The sequence below is a fragment of the Streptomyces sp. NBC_00988 genome (assembly GCF_045162645.1).
Classification (GTDB): Bacteria; Actinomycetota; Actinomycetes; order Streptomycetales; family Streptomycetaceae; genus Streptomyces.
Window position 1 is genome coordinate 11,404,956 of record NZ_CP108730.1, and the last position, 18,254, is coordinate 11,423,209.

At 70.6% G+C, this 18,254-nt stretch carries 15 protein-coding genes; 4 read left to right on the forward strand and 11 right to left on the reverse strand.

The genetic code is table 11. From position 1 onward, the window contains the following. Positions 1 to 18: 18 nt before the first annotated feature. From OG496_RS51385 to OG496_RS51405, 5 genes are all read right to left on the reverse strand, one after another. Entirely contained in the window at positions 19 to 762 is a 744-nt protein-coding gene (locus OG496_RS51385) for an SDR family oxidoreductase (RefSeq protein WP_366496432.1), read from the reverse strand. Next, the gene (locus OG496_RS51390; protein ID WP_405975914.1) at positions 755 to 1,480 is read right to left on the reverse strand and encodes a TetR/AcrR family transcriptional regulator; all 726 of its coding nucleotides are present in this window, start codon (positions 1,478 to 1,480) and stop codon (positions 755 to 757) included. The genes OG496_RS51385 and OG496_RS51390 overlap by 8 nt, the downstream gene beginning before the upstream one ends. Before the next feature lie 147 nt (positions 1,481 to 1,627). Then, positions 1,628 to 2,926: a ThuA domain-containing protein gene (locus OG496_RS51395; RefSeq protein ID WP_405975915.1), complete on the reverse strand. Its 1,299-nt coding sequence runs from the start codon at positions 2,924 to 2,926 to the stop codon at positions 1,628 to 1,630. A gap of 26 nt (positions 2,927 to 2,952) precedes the next feature. After that, positions 2,953 to 5,175, reverse strand: coding sequence for an RICIN domain-containing protein (locus OG496_RS51400; protein ID WP_405975916.1), 2,223 nt, complete (start codon positions 5,173 to 5,175; stop codon positions 2,953 to 2,955). 54 nt (positions 5,176 to 5,229) lie between these two features. Further along, positions 5,230 to 6,600, reverse strand: coding sequence for a ricin-type beta-trefoil lectin domain protein (locus tag OG496_RS51405; protein WP_405975917.1), 1,371 nt, complete (start codon positions 6,598 to 6,600; stop codon positions 5,230 to 5,232). Positions 6,601 to 6,906: 306 nt separating this feature from the next. On the opposite strand from OG496_RS51405, the gene OG496_RS51410 reads away from it, so the two are divergent. Continuing rightward, positions 6,907 to 7,416, forward strand: a complete 510-nt coding sequence (locus OG496_RS51410; RefSeq protein ID WP_405975918.1) for a hypothetical protein — start codon at positions 6,907 to 6,909, stop codon at positions 7,414 to 7,416. Here the strand turns inward: OG496_RS51410 and OG496_RS51415 are convergent. Further along, positions 7,370 to 8,263, reverse strand: a complete 894-nt coding sequence (locus OG496_RS51415; RefSeq protein ID WP_405975919.1) for an alpha/beta fold hydrolase — start codon at positions 8,261 to 8,263, stop codon at positions 7,370 to 7,372. The two genes, OG496_RS51410 and OG496_RS51415, sit on opposite strands and share 47 nt — an antisense overlap. A gap of 96 nt (positions 8,264 to 8,359) precedes the next feature. Between OG496_RS51415 and OG496_RS51420 the strand changes: the two genes are divergently transcribed. Both OG496_RS51420 and OG496_RS51425 read left to right on the forward strand, forming a co-directional pair. Beyond that, complete coding sequence (locus tag OG496_RS51420) at positions 8,360 to 10,960, forward strand: ATP-binding protein (RefSeq protein ID WP_405975920.1); 2,601 nt, start codon at positions 8,360 to 8,362, stop codon at positions 10,958 to 10,960. A gap of 104 nt (positions 10,961 to 11,064) precedes the next feature. After that, positions 11,065 to 12,480, forward strand: a complete 1,416-nt coding sequence (locus OG496_RS51425; protein ID WP_405975921.1) for an FAD-binding oxidoreductase — start codon at positions 11,065 to 11,067, stop codon at positions 12,478 to 12,480. A 25-nt stretch (positions 12,481 to 12,505) separates the two neighbouring features. Here the strand turns inward: OG496_RS51425 and OG496_RS51430 are convergent, their stop codons facing one another. Beyond that, positions 12,506 to 13,213, reverse strand: a complete 708-nt coding sequence (locus OG496_RS51430; RefSeq protein WP_327406960.1) for an NPP1 family protein — start codon at positions 13,211 to 13,213, stop codon at positions 12,506 to 12,508. 358 nt (positions 13,214 to 13,571) lie between these two features. On the opposite strand from OG496_RS51430, the gene OG496_RS51435 reads away from it, so the two are divergent. Further along, complete coding sequence (locus tag OG496_RS51435; RefSeq protein WP_366496423.1) at positions 13,572 to 14,531, forward strand: LysR family transcriptional regulator; 960 nt, start codon at positions 13,572 to 13,574, stop codon at positions 14,529 to 14,531. 81 nt (positions 14,532 to 14,612) lie between these two features. On the opposite strand, the gene OG496_RS51440 is transcribed toward OG496_RS51435, so the two are convergent. The 4 genes from OG496_RS51440 to OG496_RS51455 are packed head-to-tail and all read right to left on the reverse strand — an operon-like array spanning position 14,613 to position 18,248. After that, positions 14,613 to 15,842 (reverse strand): vWA domain-containing protein, encoded by a 1,230-nt coding sequence (locus OG496_RS51440; protein ID WP_405975922.1) that lies wholly within the window; start codon positions 15,840 to 15,842, stop codon positions 14,613 to 14,615. Then, positions 15,839 to 16,480: an SRPBCC family protein gene (locus tag OG496_RS51445; protein WP_405975923.1), complete on the reverse strand. Its 642-nt coding sequence runs from the start codon at positions 16,478 to 16,480 to the stop codon at positions 15,839 to 15,841. The genes OG496_RS51440 and OG496_RS51445 overlap by 4 nt, the downstream gene beginning before the upstream one ends. Continuing rightward, on the reverse strand, positions 16,477 to 17,370 hold the full coding sequence (locus tag OG496_RS51450) for an AAA family ATPase (protein WP_405975924.1): 894 nt from the start codon (positions 17,368 to 17,370) through the stop codon (positions 16,477 to 16,479). The genes OG496_RS51445 and OG496_RS51450 overlap by 4 nt, the downstream gene beginning before the upstream one ends. Further along, positions 17,367 to 18,248 (reverse strand): XdhC family protein, encoded by an 882-nt coding sequence (locus OG496_RS51455; protein ID WP_405975925.1) that lies wholly within the window; start codon positions 18,246 to 18,248, stop codon positions 17,367 to 17,369. The genes OG496_RS51450 and OG496_RS51455 overlap by 4 nt, the downstream gene beginning before the upstream one ends. Positions 18,249 to 18,254: the final 6 nt, after the last annotated feature.

Consider the following 18,254-nt stretch of genomic DNA (forward strand, 5'->3'; position numbering starts at 1 on the left):
CCTTGGGTGGGTGGAGGCTCAGGCCAGTCCGCCGTTGGCGAACAGCACCTGGCCGTTGATCCAGCGCGCCGGGCCCGCGAGGAACGCGACCGACTCGGCGATGTCGTCCGGGGCGCCGAGGCGCTCCAACGGGGCGGCCTTGGCGAGGTTCTGGACCGTCGCCTCGTCCTTGCCGTCGAGGAAGAGGGGTGTCGCGGTCGGGCCGGGGGCCACCGTGTTGACGGTGATGTCCTTGCCGCGCAACTCGCGGGCCAGGACCAGGGTCATCGCCTCGACCGCGGCCTTGCTCGCCACGTAGCCGCCGTACGTCGGGAACTTGGTGCGGGTGACGGTGGTGGAGAAGTTGATGATCGCGCCGCCCGCGCGCACCCGGCGGGCCGCCTGCTGGGAGACGACGAACGTGCCGCGGATGTTGGTGCGGTGCATGCGGTCGAGGTCGTCGAGGTTCATGGTCGCGATGGGGGACAGGACCATGATCCCGGCGGTGTTGACGACCACGTCGATGCCGCCGAACTCCGTCTCGACCGCGTCGAACGCGGCGGCCATCTCCTGCTCGTCGGCCACGTCGCCGCCGACCGGGATGGCCCGGCCGCCGGCCGCGGTGATCGCGGCGACCGTCTCGTCGGCGCGGGACTTGTTGCCGGCGTAGTGCACGCCGACTGCGATGCCGTCCTTGGCGAGGCGCTCGGCGACAGCGCGGCCGATGCCGCCGGAGCCGCCGGTGATGAGGGCGACGCGGGTGGTGGTGTCGGTGTCAGTCATGGTGAGGGTCCTTCCGTGGGGTGGGGTGCTGCGGGGAGACGGGGATCTGCGTGAGCCACTGCCCGAGCAGGGCCGACTCCGCGGGGGTGAACGGTTCGGGGGTGAGGTCGTCGAGGGACGAGAGGAGCGTGGTCGCGGCTGCGGCACGGGCGTCCGCGGCCGTGGTGTCCGCCGCGGGGTCCAGCAGGATCGCCTGGTGGATCGCGTCGCGGACCAGCCTCGACAGGCCGGAGTCCGGATACAGCGTGGGGCGGGTGATCAGCGCCAGGGACACCCCGGTGTTGGCCGACATGACCATGCGTGCCGCGATCTCCGGTGCGACACGGAGACGGCCCTGCGCGGCGAGCCGCTCAAGGTCCCCGCGGAGGATGCGCATCGCCTCCTCCGCCGCCGCGGGCACGGAACGGAGCGCCGGGGCGAACATCAGCTTGTAGGCGTTGGGGTGCGCCAGTGCGAACGCGGTGTGGCTGTCCCAGCCGGCCTGGAGGTCCCGCAGCGGGTCATCGGACTTCTCGGCGGCCCGCTTCGTCTCCAGGTACTGGTCCCAGACATGGTCGACCGTCGCCGCAAGCAGCCCGTCCTTGTCGCCGAACAGCCGGTACAGCACGGGCTGCTGGACTCCCGCCGCCTCGCACACCGCGCGCGTCGAGACGTCGCCGCTCGGCGACTGGGCGATCAGCTCCGCCGCCGCCTCGATTATCAGCGATCTCGTGTTCATGTAATCGACGATAACAGGGATCTGTATCGCTGGCAACAGTCTTTTGTTAGCGGTGAAAACATGGCGACGGGAGAGGGGAGGACAAAGGGGCGCCCCCGCCGCATCGACACGCGATGCGACAGAGGCGCCCCTGGTCGCCGTGCAGGCTCAGGACTGCACGGCGAGCTGGAAGGCCTGCGCGGTGGAGCCGTCGCAGGTCCGCTGGGTGAGTTGGACACTGTTCGTCGCCGCCGTGGCGGCGGTGAGGCACTTGCCGCTGTGCCGGGCGACGAAGTGGTAGCGCCCGCTCGTCTCCTTCACGGGCTGCCACTGCTGGTTCGTGCCGCCGGAGTAGGCCCACAGCTGCAACGGCGCGTTGTCCACCGTCGAGCGGTCGGTCACGTCGATAGCCTGCGCCGGGTTGCCGCGCGCGGTGATCTCCATGTACCCGCTGTCGGTGGAGCGGAACTGGTACTGCTGTGCCGTCGTACCGTTGCAGGCGTACTGCTGGATCGCCGTCCCGTTGGCCGTGGCCGCCGAACGGGCGTCCACGCAGGTGCCGTTGCCGCCGTTCTGCACGGAGTACCAGGACGTCTCGGAGATCGGTGTGTCCGTCGGCGGCGTCGAAGTGTCGCCCCCGCCGAGCCACTTGAGCCCGTTCAGCAGGAACTGGTTCTGGGTGGCGCTCGCGAACGTCGACGACAGACGCGTGTTGGTCGTGTAGTTCATCGCGTTGTGGCCGAAGTTCGCGTACAGCATCTTGTACTTCGTGTTGGTCCAGATGATCGGGTAATACCCGCTGTACCAGGACTGGTTGGGATCCGTGCCGACCGGGAAGCTGCTCGGGTCGATCGACGCGAGGATCTTGATGTCCGGGTTCTGCCGCAGATCGTTGGACCAGCTGTACCACTCGCTGACCGACGAGGTGAACGTCGCCGGCAGGGCGGCGGTGGGCGGGATCGAGTGGTCCTCCACCTTCAGGGTCACCGCGGTCGGGCCCCAGGTGTTGGACACGAAGTTCCCCGAGCCGAGGAACGTGTTGTGGTACCAGGACCAGCTCGCCGCGTCCGTCGTGAACGCCGAGACGTGGAAGCCCATGAAGCCGCCGCCACCCCTCATGTACGCCTCGAAACCGGTGCGTTGGGCGGACGTCTGCGGCAAGTCGTCGAGGAACAGCACGACTTGGTAGGCGTTGACCCCGCCGTTGGCGAGCAGGTCCCAGTTGGTGCTGGACGTGTAGGTGTAGCCGTTCGCCGCGGCCTGCTGCGGGAACCAGGCGTTCGCCTCCTTCTCGAAGTCGATGTGCGCCGCGTCGTACGTACCGCTGTAGAGGCCGAGAACCTTGAACGGCGTGGCCGCGGTGCTCGCGTGCGCGGCGGGCGGTGCCACCGCGAAGCCCAGCACCGTCGCCAGGAGGAGCAGGACCCGCAGGGCCGCGCGGGTGGAACCGGATCTGATGGTGTTCATCTGGTGATCGATCCTTTCCGTGCGGTCTACGGGTAGTTGGTCAGGTAGGCGACGTTGGTACTGGAGTTGGACGGTCCGCCGGTGCTGTTGATGATGTGGCTGATCGTGCCGACCCCGCCCAGCGAGACGGTCACCATGTCGTGGAACTTGACCCCGGACACGCTCGGCACCTCGAAGGAGTGGTCGGCGACCACGCTCGAATTGCTGCTGAAGTAGCAGTAGCTGCCAAGTCCCCATGCCTCATGGCTGGTTACGTTGGCGGCGACCTTGTAGGCGGGATAGCCCTTCCCGGTGCCGTTCATCCAGGAGGCCTGGTTCGGCGGGTCGTAGGGCATCTCGTTCTGGAAGAAGTACGTTCTGCCGCCGTTGCCGTTCCAGACGACCTGGGTCTTCTGGAAGTGCTCGACGAAGAGGCCGTACGCCGTCACGTTGGCGCCGTTGACGATCAGCCCGGTGTCGGCGGTGTTGGTGGTCCAGCCGACCGTGCCGGAGTTGCCGTGGTCGGCCCGCCAGATCCAGGTGTGGTCGATGATCGTGTTGGCGCTGTTGATGACAAGGGAGTTGGTGGCCTTGCCGACGGTGGCGCCACCGATGCGGACGAAGACATCGGACAACTGCGTCGGGTCGGACGCGTGGGTGGCGGTCGAGCCGGACGGGCCGATCTGCACCAGGGTCCCGGAGTTGGTTGTGCCCGCGTCGACCAGCAGGCCCGCCAGCTCGATGCCGTCCACGTCGGCGGTGGAGATCGCGGTGATCCCGCCGTCCGGCACGAAGGTGGCCAGGCCCATGCCCAGCACGACCGTGTCGGGGCGCGTGATGTTGAGCGTCTGGTTGAGGTGGTAGACGCCCGGGGTGACCAGCAGGTTCTTGCCGGCCGCGAGCGCGGTGTTCATGTCGGCCGCGGTGGCACCGGGCTTGACGATGTAGAACTGGTCGATCGGCAGGGACTTGCCCGTCGGGGTCTTCCCGCTCCACGTCGTCCCGACGGCGTTGGACTGCAGCCCGGGCACGAACACCTGGTAGGCGCCCGCGCTGTCGACGTAGAGGAAGGGCTTCTCGCGGATCGTAGGGGAGCTGGCGACGTTGGTGTACGTCGGGAAGGACTGGGCGGGTGCGCCCTGGTCGCCGACGAAGACCATGTTCCAGTTGGAGCCGGACCAACTGCCCATCGTGGAGTTGCGGGTGAGGAACTGCTGCTGCGAGCCGGACTGGATCTGGCCGTCGACCTTGGTGTCGGAGATGAAGCCGCCGCTGGACCAACCACCGTCGTCCAGCGCCAGGTTGCCGCGCACGTGCATGCGCCGGTAGGGCGCTGCCTGCGAGACGGCCCAACGGTCCGTGCCGCCCGTGGGGTTGACCGAGAGGTTCTCGGCGTCGCGCCAGAAGTTCTGCGTCGCGTTGCCCTGGAACCAGTCGGCCTCCGCGTGCACCGCGCCGTTGATCGTCACGTCGTCCGGCGAGAAGCCGAGACCGGCGACCTGCGTGTAGAAGCCGACGTTGGCGTTGGCGCTGTACGTGCCGGGCTTGAACAGCAGGGCCTGGCGGGCCGAGCCGAACTGGTTGGTCTCCTGCTGGGAGAAGACCGAGTCCAGCTTGGACTGGATGCTGGACGCCGACATCGACGGGTCGAACACCGTCACGTTGGGACCGAAGTCCGGGGTGCCCGGCGGGTTCGTCGAGACGGTGCCCAGCGTGAAGGACTGCGCGGCGGTGCCGTTGCAGGTGTACTGCGCCAACTGCACGCTGTCGGCGGTGGAAGCGCTCGGTACGTCGAGGCACTTGCCGCTGTTGCGGTTGACGAAGTGGTAGGCGCCGTCCGCCTCCGCGACCGGCAGCCACTGCTGGTTGTTGCCGCCGGAGTACGTCCACAGCTGGATGAGCGCGGAGTCGGCGGTCGAGACGCCGGTGACGTCCCAGGCCTCGGCCGCGTTCAGGTTGCTGTTCACGCGGTAGTAGCCGTCGCTGGTGGCGACCAACTGCCAGTTCTGCGCGGTGCTTCCGTTGCACGTGTACTGCTGGACGGCCGTACCGTCGGCACTCGCGGCCGAGCGGGCGTCGACGCACTTGCCGCTGCCCTTGTTGACCACCGTGGTGTACCCGGTCGGGATCGCGGCGGCGGCCGTGCTCGCCGCGCTCGCCGAGGCCTGCGTCGCGAACTCGATTCCGGTCACGGTGGTCGCCACGAGCGCGACCGCCGTGAGCGCTCTCGGTATGGGGTGGCGGCCGGTCAGTCTCTTCCGTCTGAGCACGGATTCTCCTGTGGTGATGGGGGGTTGGGGAGAAAAGGTCGGAGGGGGCGGCGGTCAGCCGGTGTACTGGGCGAAGATGCTGGTGAACTGCCAGTTGCTCTGGCTCACGCCCGAGCACGTGTCGTCGTTCGGGTAGGCGCCCGGGCAGGGACGGTCACGGTTGGCCGACCAGAACGTCAGCCGCGCGAGGTGGTGCGCCTGCGCGTAGCCGAGGATGGTCTGGAAGTCGGCGGTGGTGACGGTCTCGTTGTTGTCGGTGATGCCGTTCATGGAGGAGATGCCCATGTCCCGGTAGGCCGCGTCGTCGCTGTAGCCGTACGCGTTCTTCAGCGCGGTCTTGAGGCCCTCGGCGGCCCGCTGGGTGAGCGTGCCCATGTTCTGTCCGGCGCCGCCGAAGTCGAACGGCATGATCGTCCACGCGTCCACGGTCAGCCCGGAGGACGCGGCCCGGTTGATGAGGCTCGTGTCGGGACCGCTCTGCCCGGTGCCGATGGTGACGTACACCTTGATGCCCGGGTTGTTGGCCTTGACGGTCTTCAGCGCGTCCACGGTCCGCTGCTGCACGGTCCCGTTGCTGTACGCGTCGGCCTCGATGTCGATGTCGATGGCCTTGAGCGAGTAGGCGCTGATGACCTTCTGGTACGCCGCCGCCAGTTCGCTCGCGCTGGAGCAGGAGCTCTCCAGCTTGTTGCCGCTGTACCCGCCGAAGGACGGGACGACGTCACCCCCGTTGGCCCGCACGGTGTTGATGGTCGACTGGTCGACGCCGCCGGTCAGCGCGCGGCCGCCGTCCCACTGCGGATTGCAGTAGCCGTTGCTCAGCACGAACGCCAGCGTGAACCACTTCACGCCGGTCGCGTTCATGACAGTCGTAGGGCTGGGCGGGTTTCCCCAGCCGTTGTACAGGTACGGAGCCACGGCCATCGGGGCGGTCGTGGGCGGGGTCGTGCCGCCGGCGGCGGGCGCGGTCCACTTCTGGTTGGCGGCGCCGGAGCAGGTCCAGATCTGGGTGCGGGTGCCGTTGGCCGTGGAACTGCCGGTGACGTCCAGGCACTTGTTGGCGGCCGGGTTCACGATGTCGCGCGCGGCGCTGACCGTCCACTGCTGGTTGGCGCTGCCGCCGCAGGTCCACAGCTGGAGCTGGGCGCCGTTGGCGGTCGAATTGCCGGTGATGTCAAGGCACTTGCCGAGGGCTCTGATGGTGCCGTCGGAGCCGACCGTCCACTGCTGGGCGGCCGTTCCGTTGCAGTCGTAGATCTGTACGGCCGTGCCGTCGGCGGAACTCGCGCCGGCGACGTCGAGACACTTGCCGCCGAGGCCGGTGATGGTGCCGGTCGCGGCCGAGGCGGAGGGGGCTGCGAGGGTGCCGACGGCGGTGAGGCCGAGGGAGAGGGCGAGGGCGCAGCGCAGGGCGAGGCGTTGCATGAGGAGGGGGCCTTTCGTCCTGGGTGGGGGGTGGACGCCGCCGGCTTGAGGGGCGGTGAGAGGTGAACACGGGTGTTCACATATGTGAGCGGGGAATGCATTCATGGGAGGTCTGTTGGCTGGTGAACCTAAAGGTCTGCACCAAAGCCGTCAAGAGGTGCGACCGGAGAAGTCCCGCACGTCATGGCTGAGTTGAGAAGTTGTAGGCGAAGGAAAAGAAATCACCAGGACCATTGAGTGGCCGGTTCTCACAGGTCACACTGTGCGGGATTCGTGATGATCGTCAGAGCGCGTGTCGGAGGAACCATGAGCACAGCGGGGACCGCGGAGGTCGCAGTCCGGCACATACTCAGCGACAAGGTCACGGGCGGAATCCTCAAACCGAAGACGCGCACGATCACCTGGACCTCCGCCCACTACACGGTCAAGCGGCCCCCGTCGGGCAAGCACACGGTGGAGCTGACCTGCACCGAGTGCTCGGCGTCCCTGCTGGCCGAGGTCCGCGACCAGGCCACCACCCGCACGCTCGCGGCCGTCATGCGTGTCATCGGGATCGTGTGCGCGGTCGTGTTCTTCGCCGCCCTCGCCTACGCGATCCACGAGGGCGGCAAGACCCTCCCCGAGGGGCAGTCGCTCCCGGTCCTCTTCCCGATCAGCGTCGTCGCCGTCGTCGTCACCTTCGTCGCCGGGCCCACGTTCTACCTGCACGGCCGGAACTACAACGGCGTCAGCATGCTCGACGCCCCCAAGCCGCGCCGCGGGCACCAGATCAGGCCCGTGCGGGCGGGACGGACGCGCGTACGAACTCGCCGATGATCCGGGCGAGTTCGGCAGGCTGGTCCAACGGGAGCAGCGTGTAGCCGTCGGCCACCTCCACCAGCCGTCCCTGCGGCAGGAGTTCGGCCAGCCGGCGCCCGTGCTCGGGCGGCATCACCCGGTCCTCGCTCGCCCACACCACGAGCGCGGGGCGGTCGAACTCCCGCAGTCGCAGGGCGGTTTGCTCCAGCAGACGGCGCCCGTCCGCCGCCGCGGCGCGCAGCACGCGTACGGCGTCACGGCGGATCTCCGGCTGCCGCCGGACGGGCTCCGTCCAGCGCGCGGTGACCGCGTCCCCGCGCTTCGTCAGCCACCCGAACGCGAACGGCAGACGGCGCAGCGCCCGCACGCGCATCTGCCGCATGAACTGCCCGAACAGCCACGGCGAGAGACGCCCCGCGAGCACGAGCGTGCGGCCCGTCAGGCCCGGCGGGAAGTTGTCGAACGCCTCGCAGGAGACGAGCACCGCCCGCCCCACGCGCGCGGCCCCCTCCGCCATCAGCAGCTGCACCAGCGCCCCGCCCGTGTCGTTCCCGACGAGCGTGACGTCCCGCAGATCCAGCCGGTCGAGGAGTTCCGTGACGAGCCGGGCGACCCCGGGCAGCGACAGATCGGCGTCCGCCCGCATCGGGTGGCGGTGCGCGCCGAGCGGGAGGGTCGGGGCCACGCACCGGTGCGTGGCGGACAGTTGGGCGATCGGACCGGCCCACAGCGATGCGTCCATCAACAGGCCGTGCAGCAGCACCAGGACGGGACCGTCACCGCCGGTGTCCTCGTACGCGACGGGCCCGGCCGAGAGCTCGATCAGGTGCCGCGTGGTGGTCCCAGCCGGTTCGGTCCTGTTCATGAGCGCCTCCCGTGAGTGTCTGCACTCAAGAGGGCGGCGAGGGGCCGAAGTGTGACACCCGTACGGGAGTTCGCGCCGAGTGGGACAATCGGCGGCATGGATCGGGGGATCCTGGAGCGTGAGCTCGAACTGGCACGACTGGCTTCGGCCGCACGTGAGGCGGCGGACGGGGCCGGTTCTGTTGCGCTCGTCCTCGGCGAGGCGGGCATCGGCAAGTCGAGCCTGGTGAAGGCCATGCCGGACCGGCTCCCGCACAGCACACGCATCCTCCTGGGCCAGTGCGACGACCTCGCCACCCGCCGCCCCCTCGGCCCGTTCCGCGACCTCGTCGGCAGCGTCGGCACCGAACTCGCCCGGGCCGTCCTGGAGGGCGGCGACCGCCACCGCGTCTACGAAGCCCTGCAAGGGGAGTTGGCCGGTGTACCGCATCCGGCGGTGCTCGTCGTGGAGGACGTCCACTGGGCCGACGAGGCCTCGCTGGACGCCCTGCGCTTCCTGGTCCGGCGGATGCATCGGCTGCCCGCCGTACTCGTCCTCACCTACCGGGACGACGAGTTGAGCCGCGAGCATCCGCTGCGGCACCTCCTCGGCGAGGTCTCCCGCACGGACCGCGTGCACCGGCTGCCGCTGGCCCGCCTCTCCAAGTCGGCGGTGCACACGCTCAGTTCGGCCAGCAGGCTGGACCCCGCGCAGGTCTATGAGGTGACATCGGGCAACCCCTTCTTCGTCGCCGAGGTCCTCGCGGCCGGCGGCACCGGGGGAGTGCCCCCGACCGTCGTCGACGCGGTGCTGGCCCGGCTGCGCGGGCTGGACGGCCGGACCGTGGACGCGCTGGAGCAACTCGCCGTGGTGCCCTCGGCCGTCGAACGGCCGCTCGTCGACACGCTGTTGGCCGACGGCGTCGCCGGGTTGGCCGCGGCCGAGCAGCGCGGACTGCTCGCGGTGACTCCCGAACGGGTCGCGTTCCGGCACGAGTTGATCCGCCGAGCCGTCGTCGACTCCCTGCCCGCGGCCCGCCGCATCGACCTCAACCGCGAGGTCCTCACCGCGCTGGTGGCCCGTCCCGGCTCCGACCGGGCCCGCATCGTCCATCACGCCGCGCAGGCCGGCGATCAGGACGCCATCGCCCGCTACGGCCCCGACGCGGCCCGGGACGCCACAGCAGCGGGCGCCCACCGCGAGGCCGCCGCCCAGCTACGGCTCGTGCTGCGGCAACGGCACCGCTACACCCCCGCCGAACTCGCCGACCTGCTCGAACGCTACGCCGTGGAGTGCTACACCCTCGCCGACTCCGTCGAGGCCGTCGCCGCCCAACGGGAAGCCGTGGCGCTCCGCCGCTCCCTCGGCGACACCCTCGCCCTCGGCGGCGACCTGCGCTGGCTGTCCCGTATCCACTGGTGGGCGGGCCATGCCGAGGAGGCGCGGGACGCGGCGCGGGAGGCCATCGCCGTCCTCGAACACGCCGGTGACGACCGGCTGTTGGCGCTCGCGCTCAGCAACACCGCCCAGCTGCGGATGCTGTCCGACCGGTACGCCGAGGCCATCGCGCACGGCGAGCGCGCCATCGCCCTGGCCCGGCGCGCGGACGACGCGGCGATCCTGGCCCACGCCCTGAACAACGTCGGCTCCGCCCGCTGGCGCAGCGGGGACCAGGACGGGCGACGGCAGTTGGAGGAGAGCCTCGCCGTGGCGCTGGCCGCCGGCGAGGTCGAACACGCCTGCCGGTCGTACGCCAACATCATCTGGTCCCTGCTCGACAACCTCCAGTACAGCGAGGCCGACCGCTTTCTGCCTCCGGCCATGGAACTCGCCGACCGCGCCGAGCACTTGGGGTTCTTCAACTATCTGCACGTCGAGAAGGCCATGCGCCGACTCGCCGCGGCGGACTGGGACGACGCCGAGCGGCACGCCGAGTACGGGATGCACGAGTTCGTGCCCGCCCGCTGTCCCGCGCTGACCGTGCTGGCCCGCGTGCGCGTCCGGTGCGGCAGGCCGGGCGCGGACGAACTCCTCACCCAGGCCTGGGAGATCGCCGTTCGGGCCGGGGAGCTGCAGCGCATGGCCCCGGTGGCGGCCGCACGGGCGGAGGCGGCCTGGCTGCGTGGCGACCACAGGGCGGCGGCCGAGGCGGTGCGGGCGGTCCACGAGCAGGCGTGCCGGCTCGGCCACGGGCCGTACCGGGCCGAACTCGGTTACTGGCTCCGGAAGGTCGGGTACCCGGTGGCCGCCGAGGACAGCGACCACCCGTACGCGTTGCTGGCGGCCGGTGAGTGGAAGCGGGCAGCGGATCTGTGGCAACAGGCGGGCTGCCCCTACGAACACGCCGCCGCGCTCGCGGAGAGCCCCGACCCGGCCGACAAGCTCACCGCGCTCGCCGAACTCGACGCGCTCGGCGCCGAACCCCTCGCCCGCCTCGTCCGCACCGAACTGCGCGACCTCGGCGTCCGCCGCATCCCACGCGGCCCGCACGCGGCGACCCGGGGCAACCCGGGCGGACTCACGGAACGCCAACTCCAGGTCGTACGACTGCTGGTGGACGGCCTGACCAACCCGGAGATCGCCGACCGGCTCGTGGTGTCCGTCCGTACCGTCGACAACCACGTGCGGGCCGTACTGGAGAAGCTCGACGCACCCACCAGGAGGCAGGCCGCGGCCCGCGCCACGGAACTCGGACTGCTGCCGTACGGCGAAACGTAGGTACCCGGCGCCGCCGAGCTGGGTGACGCGCACGGATGACCGTGCGGTTCCGGGCGAAATAGAACAAGGAGGTCATCCAGAGCACCACGAAACGGGGGACCCGCATGTCCAGCACACCCGCACAGACCGCTCGACGTGAACTGACGGACTTCGCCGGGGAGTTGATCGGCCCGGACGACGCCGGCTATCCGCAGGCCCGCGCCGTCTACAACGCGATGACCGACAAACGGCCTGCCCTCATCGCCCGTTGCGCCGACGCGGACGCCGTGGCCCGCGTGATCGGCTTCGCCCGCGCCCACGAACTGCCCCTCGCGGTACGGGGCGGCGGGCACCACGGGGCCGGACTCGGCACCGTCGACGGGGGAGTGGTCGCCGACCTGTCGCTCCTGAAGGACATCCAGGTGGACCCCGAGGCGCGCACGGTACGGGTCGGCGGGGGTTGCGTGTGGGGCGAGGTGGACCGGGCCACCAACGCGCACGGGCTCGCCACCCCGAGCGGGATCATCTCCACCACCGGCGTCGGCGGTCTCGCCACCGGCGGCGGGCTCGGCCATCTGACCCGCAAGTGCGGGCTGACCATCGACAACCTGCTGGAGGCCGACCTCGTGCTGGCCGACGGCAGCCGGGTGCGGGCGAGTTCGGACGAGAACAGCGACCTGTTCTGGGCGGTCCGGGGCGGTGGCGGCAACTTCGGGGTCGTCACCTCGTTCCTGTTCCGGCTGCACGAGGTGAGCACGGTCGTCGCCGGCCCCACCTTCTGGCCGGTCGAGATCAGCGCCGAAGTCCTCACCGCCTACCGGGACTTCCTGCCGAACGCGCCCCGCGAGCTGAACGCGTTCTTCCTGCACGGCAGCGTCCCGCCCGCCCCGCCGTTCCCCGAGGAGATACAGCTGCGCAAGACGGCCGGGGTCGTGTGGTGCTACACCGGCGGCGACACCGAGGCCGCCGCACGCGCGATGGCGCCCCTGCTCGACGCGCTGCCCACACCCCTCCTGCACGCGGCCGGACCGATGCAACACCCGGACATGCAGGGCATGTTCGACGGGCTCTACCCGCCCGGCGACCAGTGGTACTGGCGCGCCGACTTCGTCAACGACATCCCCGATGACGCCGTGGAACTCCACGCCAAGTTCGGGGCGGAGGTGCCCACCCCGCAGTCGACGATGCACCTCTACCCGATCGACGGCGCGGCCCACGACGTCGGCAACGACGAGACCCCGTGGGCGTACCGCGACGCACGCTGGGCGTCCGTCTTCGCCGGTGTCGACCGGGACCCCGCCAACGCGGGCGTCATCAAGAGGTGGGCCATCGACTACCAGGAGGCCCTGCACCCGTACTCGGCGGGCGGCGCCTACGTGAACATGATGATGGACGAGGGACAGGAACGCGTCCGGGCCAGCTACCGCGGCAACTACGACCGCCTGGCCCGTATCAAGGCCGACCGTGACCCGGACAACGTCTTCCGCCTCAACCAGAACATCCACCCGGCCCCGAAACCGCGCTACGAGACCCGCCCGTAAACCCAGTTCCGAGGCCGGGCCGGCATCACGCGTTCGGGTCGAACGAGATGCCGGACGGCTCGGCGATGGACAGCGCGTAGTTGAAGTCGCTGTCCCTGATCTTCAGCGTGGCCGAACCGAAGTCCGCGGCCAGGAGCTTGTCCTTGAGGCCGGCCGGGTAGCCGTTCCAGCCCACCAGACGCGGGTAGAACCAGTTGCCGGTGGCGTTCTCCGCGGGCTCGTCGTTGGTGTTGGCGAAGCGGAAGTCGTGCGAGCCGATGCCGTCCTTGTGGTAGACGATCTTGGGGTGCGTGCCGTCGAAGCGCACCCCGGAGGCCGCGGACACCTGGTAGGCGGAGTGCTGCGACACCGACACGTACTGGACCGTGTTGTCCTTGATCCACACCACGACGTGCTCCCAGTCGTGGGTGTGACCGATGGCCGCCGGGCCCAGGGTGACCTGGTCCTTCTCGAAGTAGCTGGCGTACATCACGGCGCACCAGTCGTTGTTGCACTTGGTCCGCGAGTACGTGTTGGCGTTGTTCAGCTGGGCCATGTCGTGGCAGTGCCCGTTGACGTCGCCGCCGAGCTTCAGCCCGGGGTTGATGGTGCCGTCGAGGCCGATGGCGGCCGTGGCGTAGCAGCCGTCGCCGTCGTAGTCGTAGGCCGGGGAGAAGGTCTGCTCCTGGCCGTCCGCGTTCTGCGGGAGCAACGTGAGGACGTTGGCCTGGGCGGCCGTCGCCTGACCGACCACGAGGGCCAGCGCACCGAGGACGGTGACGACGGCGGAGCGGCGAAGGCGCCGGTTGCGGGGCTTCGCGGCTCTTGCGGGGTTTGTGGTGGGGGGTGTCGAATGAGGCACGCCAACTCCAGGTTCTTGGCTGTGGGGGGCGCTACTGGCTGCGCCAGGTCCAGACCTTCGCAGGCCGGTGTGTGCACGTCAACACCCTTGCGATGTACGGGTTTTGGCAGACCGCTGAACTTTCCTACCTGTGCTTTTCCTGTGTTTCCGCGGCTCTCGACGCGACCATGGCTCTCGGCGAACAGGTGCGCTAATTTGAGGTCCACGGCACAGGTGAACGGTCACCCGTGGTGAGTGCGGGAGGTTCTGGTTGACCCCGGCGCAACTACGGGCCTTCGCGGCGACCGTCCGCCTCGGTTCCGTGAAGGCCGCGGCGGCCGATCTCGCTGTCACCGAGTCCGCCGTCTCCATCCACATCGCGCATCTGCGCAGGGAACTCGGCGACAAACTCTTCGCCCGCACGGCCAGCGGGCTCGCGTTCACCCCCGGCGGGCTGCGGCTGGCCAGCCGCGCCGCCGAGATGCTGGGGCTGCAGGACCGGACGATCCTCGAAGTGAAACAGGCCGGCTCCGGCCGACGACTGCTGCGCGTCGCCGCGTCGAGCCTGTTCGCCGAACATGCCGCCCCGGGCCTGATCGAGCTGTTCGCGGGGCGCGCCGACGACCTCGACGTCGAACTGAGCGTGCACGGCCCGCAGAAGTTCGCCTCCCTGCTGCTGACCCGCGCCGTGGACGTGGCCATCGGGCCCCGCCCCGCCACCCTCGACGACGCCACGACCTGCACGCACTTCCTCAACTACCAGGTGATCGCCGTCGTAGGACCGGACCATCCGCTCGCGGCCGCGGCGAGTGCCGGTGCGGCCGAACTGCGCGGCCAGACCTGGCTGTTGGGTCCCTCGGCGGTCGGGCGGACGGGCATGGTGCCGTCGGTGCTGCGTCGCCTCGGCATCCCCGAACACAACCAGCGGATCTTCCAGAGCCATGCCGCCTCCGTCGACGAGGCCAAGCGGGGCAAGGGGGTGGCCCTGGCCGTCGCCTTCGCGGTGACCAAGGACCTCGCCGAGGGCGACCTCCGCCAACTGGCGGGCCCCCAGCTCCCGGCCCGCGGCTCCTGGAACCTGCTCACCCTGCCCGACCGCGAAGCGCCGCCCGCTGCCGCGGAGTTGCGGCGGTTTGTCACCACGCCGCGGGCCACGCAGGCGATGTTGCGTGGGGCGGGGGTTACGGCGGGGCGATTTCGGCCGGCGATTCATGTGACCTTGTGGAGTTGAGGGTTCCGCGGGATCGCCGGTTCCGTTTCTGCGGGCCGGTGGGGGCTGGTCGCGCAGTTCCCCGCGCCCCTTCAGGGCGCCTCACCGCATCGGAATTTCCCGCCCCCGTCGCCTTCCGAGCCGCGCCACCTCCCCCGGCACCCGCAGCAGCGCGCCGAAGCTGTCGGCAGGGAGAAGCAGGTCGACGTACGGCAGGGCCGCCGCCATCGTCGTCGTGCGCGGTGCGAAACCGGGGGCGGCGGCACGGGGGTTGAGCCAGATCACCGTGTGGGCGCGTCGGCGTAGCCGGGCCATGACGGTGGCGAGCCGGTGCGGTGGATCGCCGTCCCAGCCGTCCGAGGCGATCAGCACGACCGCGCCACGCAGGGTGCCGCCGTGGTGCGAGGCCAGGAGCGTGCTCAGGCAGTGGGCGATGCGGGTGCCGCCGAACCGGTCGGCGACCCGTTCCGTCGCCTCGTCGAACGCCTCCTGGGCCGAGTGGTGCGCGAGCACCGTGGTGAGCCGCGTCAGGGAGGTGGCGAACGCGAAGACCTCGGCGTGCGTCGTCAACGTGAGGGCCCGCATCAGATGCAGACAGGCCACCGCCTGCGCCTGCATCGACCGGCTCACGTCGCACAGCACCACGACCCGGCGCGGCCGGTCCACCGGACCGGCCTTGACCAGCCGTACCGGTTCCCAACCGGTCCGCCGGGCCCGGGCCACGGTCTCCCGGATCGCCACCCGGTGGCCGCTCGCCCGCACGGCGTAGCGCCGGGTGCGGCGTACGGGCCACTCCCGCAGCCGTGCCTCCAGCAGGCGGCCGAGCAACTCGGCCTGCCCCGCGTCCAGTTCACCGAACGGCGTGTCCACCGCGGCCGCCAGCTCGCTGGGCAGGCGCTCCGGCATCGTCAGGGCACGCTCCGCACGGTGTTCGGCGCCGTCGACGGCGGGCGGCAAGGTCACCCACGGCAGACCGGAACCGCCGGCCGCGGCACCGGGGTGAGCGCCGGCACCGGCCCTGTCCCGGCCGCCGGCCCCCGCACCGTGTCCGTCGCGGCGCGCGTTCGGGTCGAGGGCGAGTACGGACTGCCCGAAGACCGCGTCGAAGACGTCGTCGAAGCGGGCCAGGTCGGGACGGTCGCGTACGAGGGTGACGCGAGCCGTCCAGTACAACGACGTGCGCGTCCTGGGCGGGGCGGCCGCGAGCGCGTCCACGAAGTCCCGGGTGCCGGTCAGACCCACCGACACGCCGTGTTCCCTGAGCCGCGCGGCCAGCGCGGTCGCGAACGCGGCCCGGTCGACGGCGGGCAGCAGCGGACCGCTCGGTGTCATCGGACCAGGAGATAGATCACCACGGCGATGACGACGACCGCGCCGACGGCCGGGAGCAGCCGCTTGTACACGGACGCGCCGGCCACCTGCATCAGGTCCAGCGGCACGCTCGGCGTCGGCTGCGGTACGGGTGTCACCGGCGCTGCCGCCGGGACTGCTTCCGGTTCCGCCTCCGGTTCGGCCTCGGCTTCCCGCGTCGCCAGCAACTGCGTCTCCACGTTCGCCACGAACTGCGCGAACAGCTTCTCCGAGATCTCCTTGATCATGCCGCTGCCGAACTGGGCCAGTCTGCCGCTGATGTTGAGGTCCGTGCTGACCGTCACGACCGTGCCGGCGCCCTCGCCGCGCAGCCGCGCGTCGACCGTCGCCGACGCGTTGCCGCCCCCGCGCATGTCCTTGCCGGCCGCGCTGATCACGGCGTGGTGGGCGCTCTCGTCCCGTTCCACGAAGCGCGCCGTACCCGCGAACTGGCTGACCATCGGCCCGACTTTGACCCTGACCTTGCCCCGGTGGATGTCGCCGTCGACGCCGGTCAGTTCGGCCCCGGGCATGCACGGGGCGAGGGCCTCCAGATCGGTGAGCGCCTGCCACGCCCGCTCGACCGGCACACCGACGCTGAACTCGTTGTCGATCTTCATGGTGTCCTCGCTTCTTCGGGATAGCCGAGTGCGTCGAGGGCGCCGACGACGGCGGTGCGGTCGTCGGGGCTCTTGGCGACCGTGCTGAGCGTGCGGACGATGTCGTCGCGGGCCAGTCGTGCGACCCGCAGTGCCGCCAGGGCGGAGACCCAGTCGATGGCCTCCGCCATGCCGGGCGCCTTGTCGAGGTCCAACTCGCGCACCCGGCCGATGAATTCGGTCGTGGAGGCGATCAGCGGTTCGTTCGCGGCCGGTACCGTACGGCGCAGGATCTCCGCCGTGCGTTCGGGCGTGGGGAAGTCGATCCAGTGGTACAGGCAGCGCCTGCGCAGCGCGTCGTGGAGTTCCCGGCTGCGGTTGGAGGTCAGCACCACGACGGGCGGGCGTACGGCGGTGAAGGTGCCCAACTCCGGGATGCTGATGGCGGATTCGCCCAGGAACTCGAAGAGCAGCGCCTCGAACTCGTCGTCGGCCCGGTCGATCTCGTCGATCAACAGCACGGGCGGCAGCGGGCCTTGATGACGTACGGCCCGCAGCAGGGGTCGGTCGAGCAGGAAGTCCTCGGTGAACAGGTCGGCGTCGGACAGCTCCCGTCCGTGCGCCTCGGTGAGCCGGACGGCGAGCAGTTGGCGCTGGTAGTTCCACTCGTAGAGCGCCTCGCCCGCTGTCAGCCCCTCGTAGCACTGGAGCCGGATCAGCGGAGTCTCCAGCGCCTTGGCGAGCGCCTTCGCGGCACTGGTCTTGCCCACGCCGGGCTCGCCCTCCAGCAGCAGCGGCCGGTCGAGCAGCGTAGCCAGGAGAAGGGCGGTCGCCGTGCCGTCGTCGACGAGGTGGCCGACCTCGTCGAGCCGCCGCCGTACGTCGTCGGCGTCCGCGAACAGTCCGCTCACCCGGTGGCCCGCCCACCCGCGGACCAGCGGCCTTGGCAGCCTGTCCCGCAGAACCAGAACTCGCCCTCCCCGGTGGTGAGATGGGGTGTGTCGGGGCCTACGGTCACGGTCATGCCGCACACCGGGTCCACGGCCTGGGAAGGGCGCTCGGGCACGGGGGCCTTCGCCGCATGGACGACTCGCACCACGTCCGCCAGGATCGACAGCGCGATCTCGGCCGGCGTACGGGCGCCGATGTCCAGCCCGGCCGGAGCCTGGACGCGGGCCCGTTCCGACTCGGTCAGGCCGAGTTCGTCGAGGAGGGCGGCGGCACGGCGGTGGCTGGCGACCAGCGCGATGTGACCGACGCCCGCGTCTAGGGCGGCGCGCAGGGACTCCGCGTCGCCGCGGCCCTGCCCGGCCACGATCACCGCCGACGGGTGGGCGGTGGGCGGGTGTTCGGGCAGGGAGCGGGCCGTGGCGTAGCCGAGCAGGCCGGCGAACGCGACGCAGGCCTCCGCGACGGGTGTGGTCCCGACGACCTCGATCAACGGCGGTGGCAGGATCGGCTCCAGGAAGATCTCCAACGCACCTCCGGACAGGCAGGGGTTGACCACGACCCGCGCCCCCGGCGTCTCGGGGAACTCGGCGTCCCCCTGCGGCAGGACGCGCAGCAGCAGGGGACCGCCGTCGTGCAGGGCGCCGAGCGCGGCCGTACGCACGGAACCCTCGGCGCACTGGCCGCCGACGAAGCCGTCGATGGTGCCGTCGCCGTGCACGATGGCCTCGTCGCCGGGGTGCGCCGAGGCGGGTGCCTGGGCGCGCACCACGCGCGCGTGGACGAACGGCACGCGCCGCTCGGTGAGTTCGAGGGCCCGCGCACTCAACTTGCCGGTCATCACAGC

Coding starts and splice junctions, on each gene's coding strand:
- OG496_RS51385 (WP_366496432.1), bottom strand. CDS start 762: ATGACTGACACCGACACCACCACCCGCGTCGCCCTCATCACCGGCGGC.
- OG496_RS51390 (WP_405975914.1), bottom strand. CDS start 1,480: ATGAACACGAGATCGCTGATAATCGAGGCGGCGGCGGAGCTGATCGCC.
- OG496_RS51395 (WP_405975915.1), bottom strand. CDS start 2,926: ATGAACACCATCAGATCCGGTTCCACCCGCGCGGCCCTGCGGGTCCTG.
- OG496_RS51405 (WP_405975917.1), bottom strand. CDS start 6,600: ATGCAACGCCTCGCCCTGCGCTGCGCCCTCGCCCTCTCCCTCGGCCTC.
- OG496_RS51410 (WP_405975918.1), top strand. CDS start 6,907: ATGAGCACAGCGGGGACCGCGGAGGTCGCAGTCCGGCACATACTCAGC.
- OG496_RS51415 (WP_405975919.1), bottom strand. CDS start 8,263: ATGAACAGGACCGAACCGGCTGGGACCACCACGCGGCACCTGATCGAG.
- OG496_RS51420 (WP_405975920.1), top strand. CDS start 8,360: ATGGATCGGGGGATCCTGGAGCGTGAGCTCGAACTGGCACGACTGGCT.
- OG496_RS51425 (WP_405975921.1), top strand. CDS start 11,065: ATGTCCAGCACACCCGCACAGACCGCTCGACGTGAACTGACGGACTTC.
- OG496_RS51440 (WP_405975922.1), bottom strand. CDS start 15,842: ATGACACCGAGCGGTCCGCTGCTGCCCGCCGTCGACCGGGCCGCGTTC.
- OG496_RS51445 (WP_405975923.1), bottom strand. CDS start 16,480: ATGAAGATCGACAACGAGTTCAGCGTCGGTGTGCCGGTCGAGCGGGCG.
- OG496_RS51455 (WP_405975925.1), bottom strand. CDS start 18,248: ATGACCGGCAAGTTGAGTGCGCGGGCCCTCGAACTCACCGAGCGGCGC.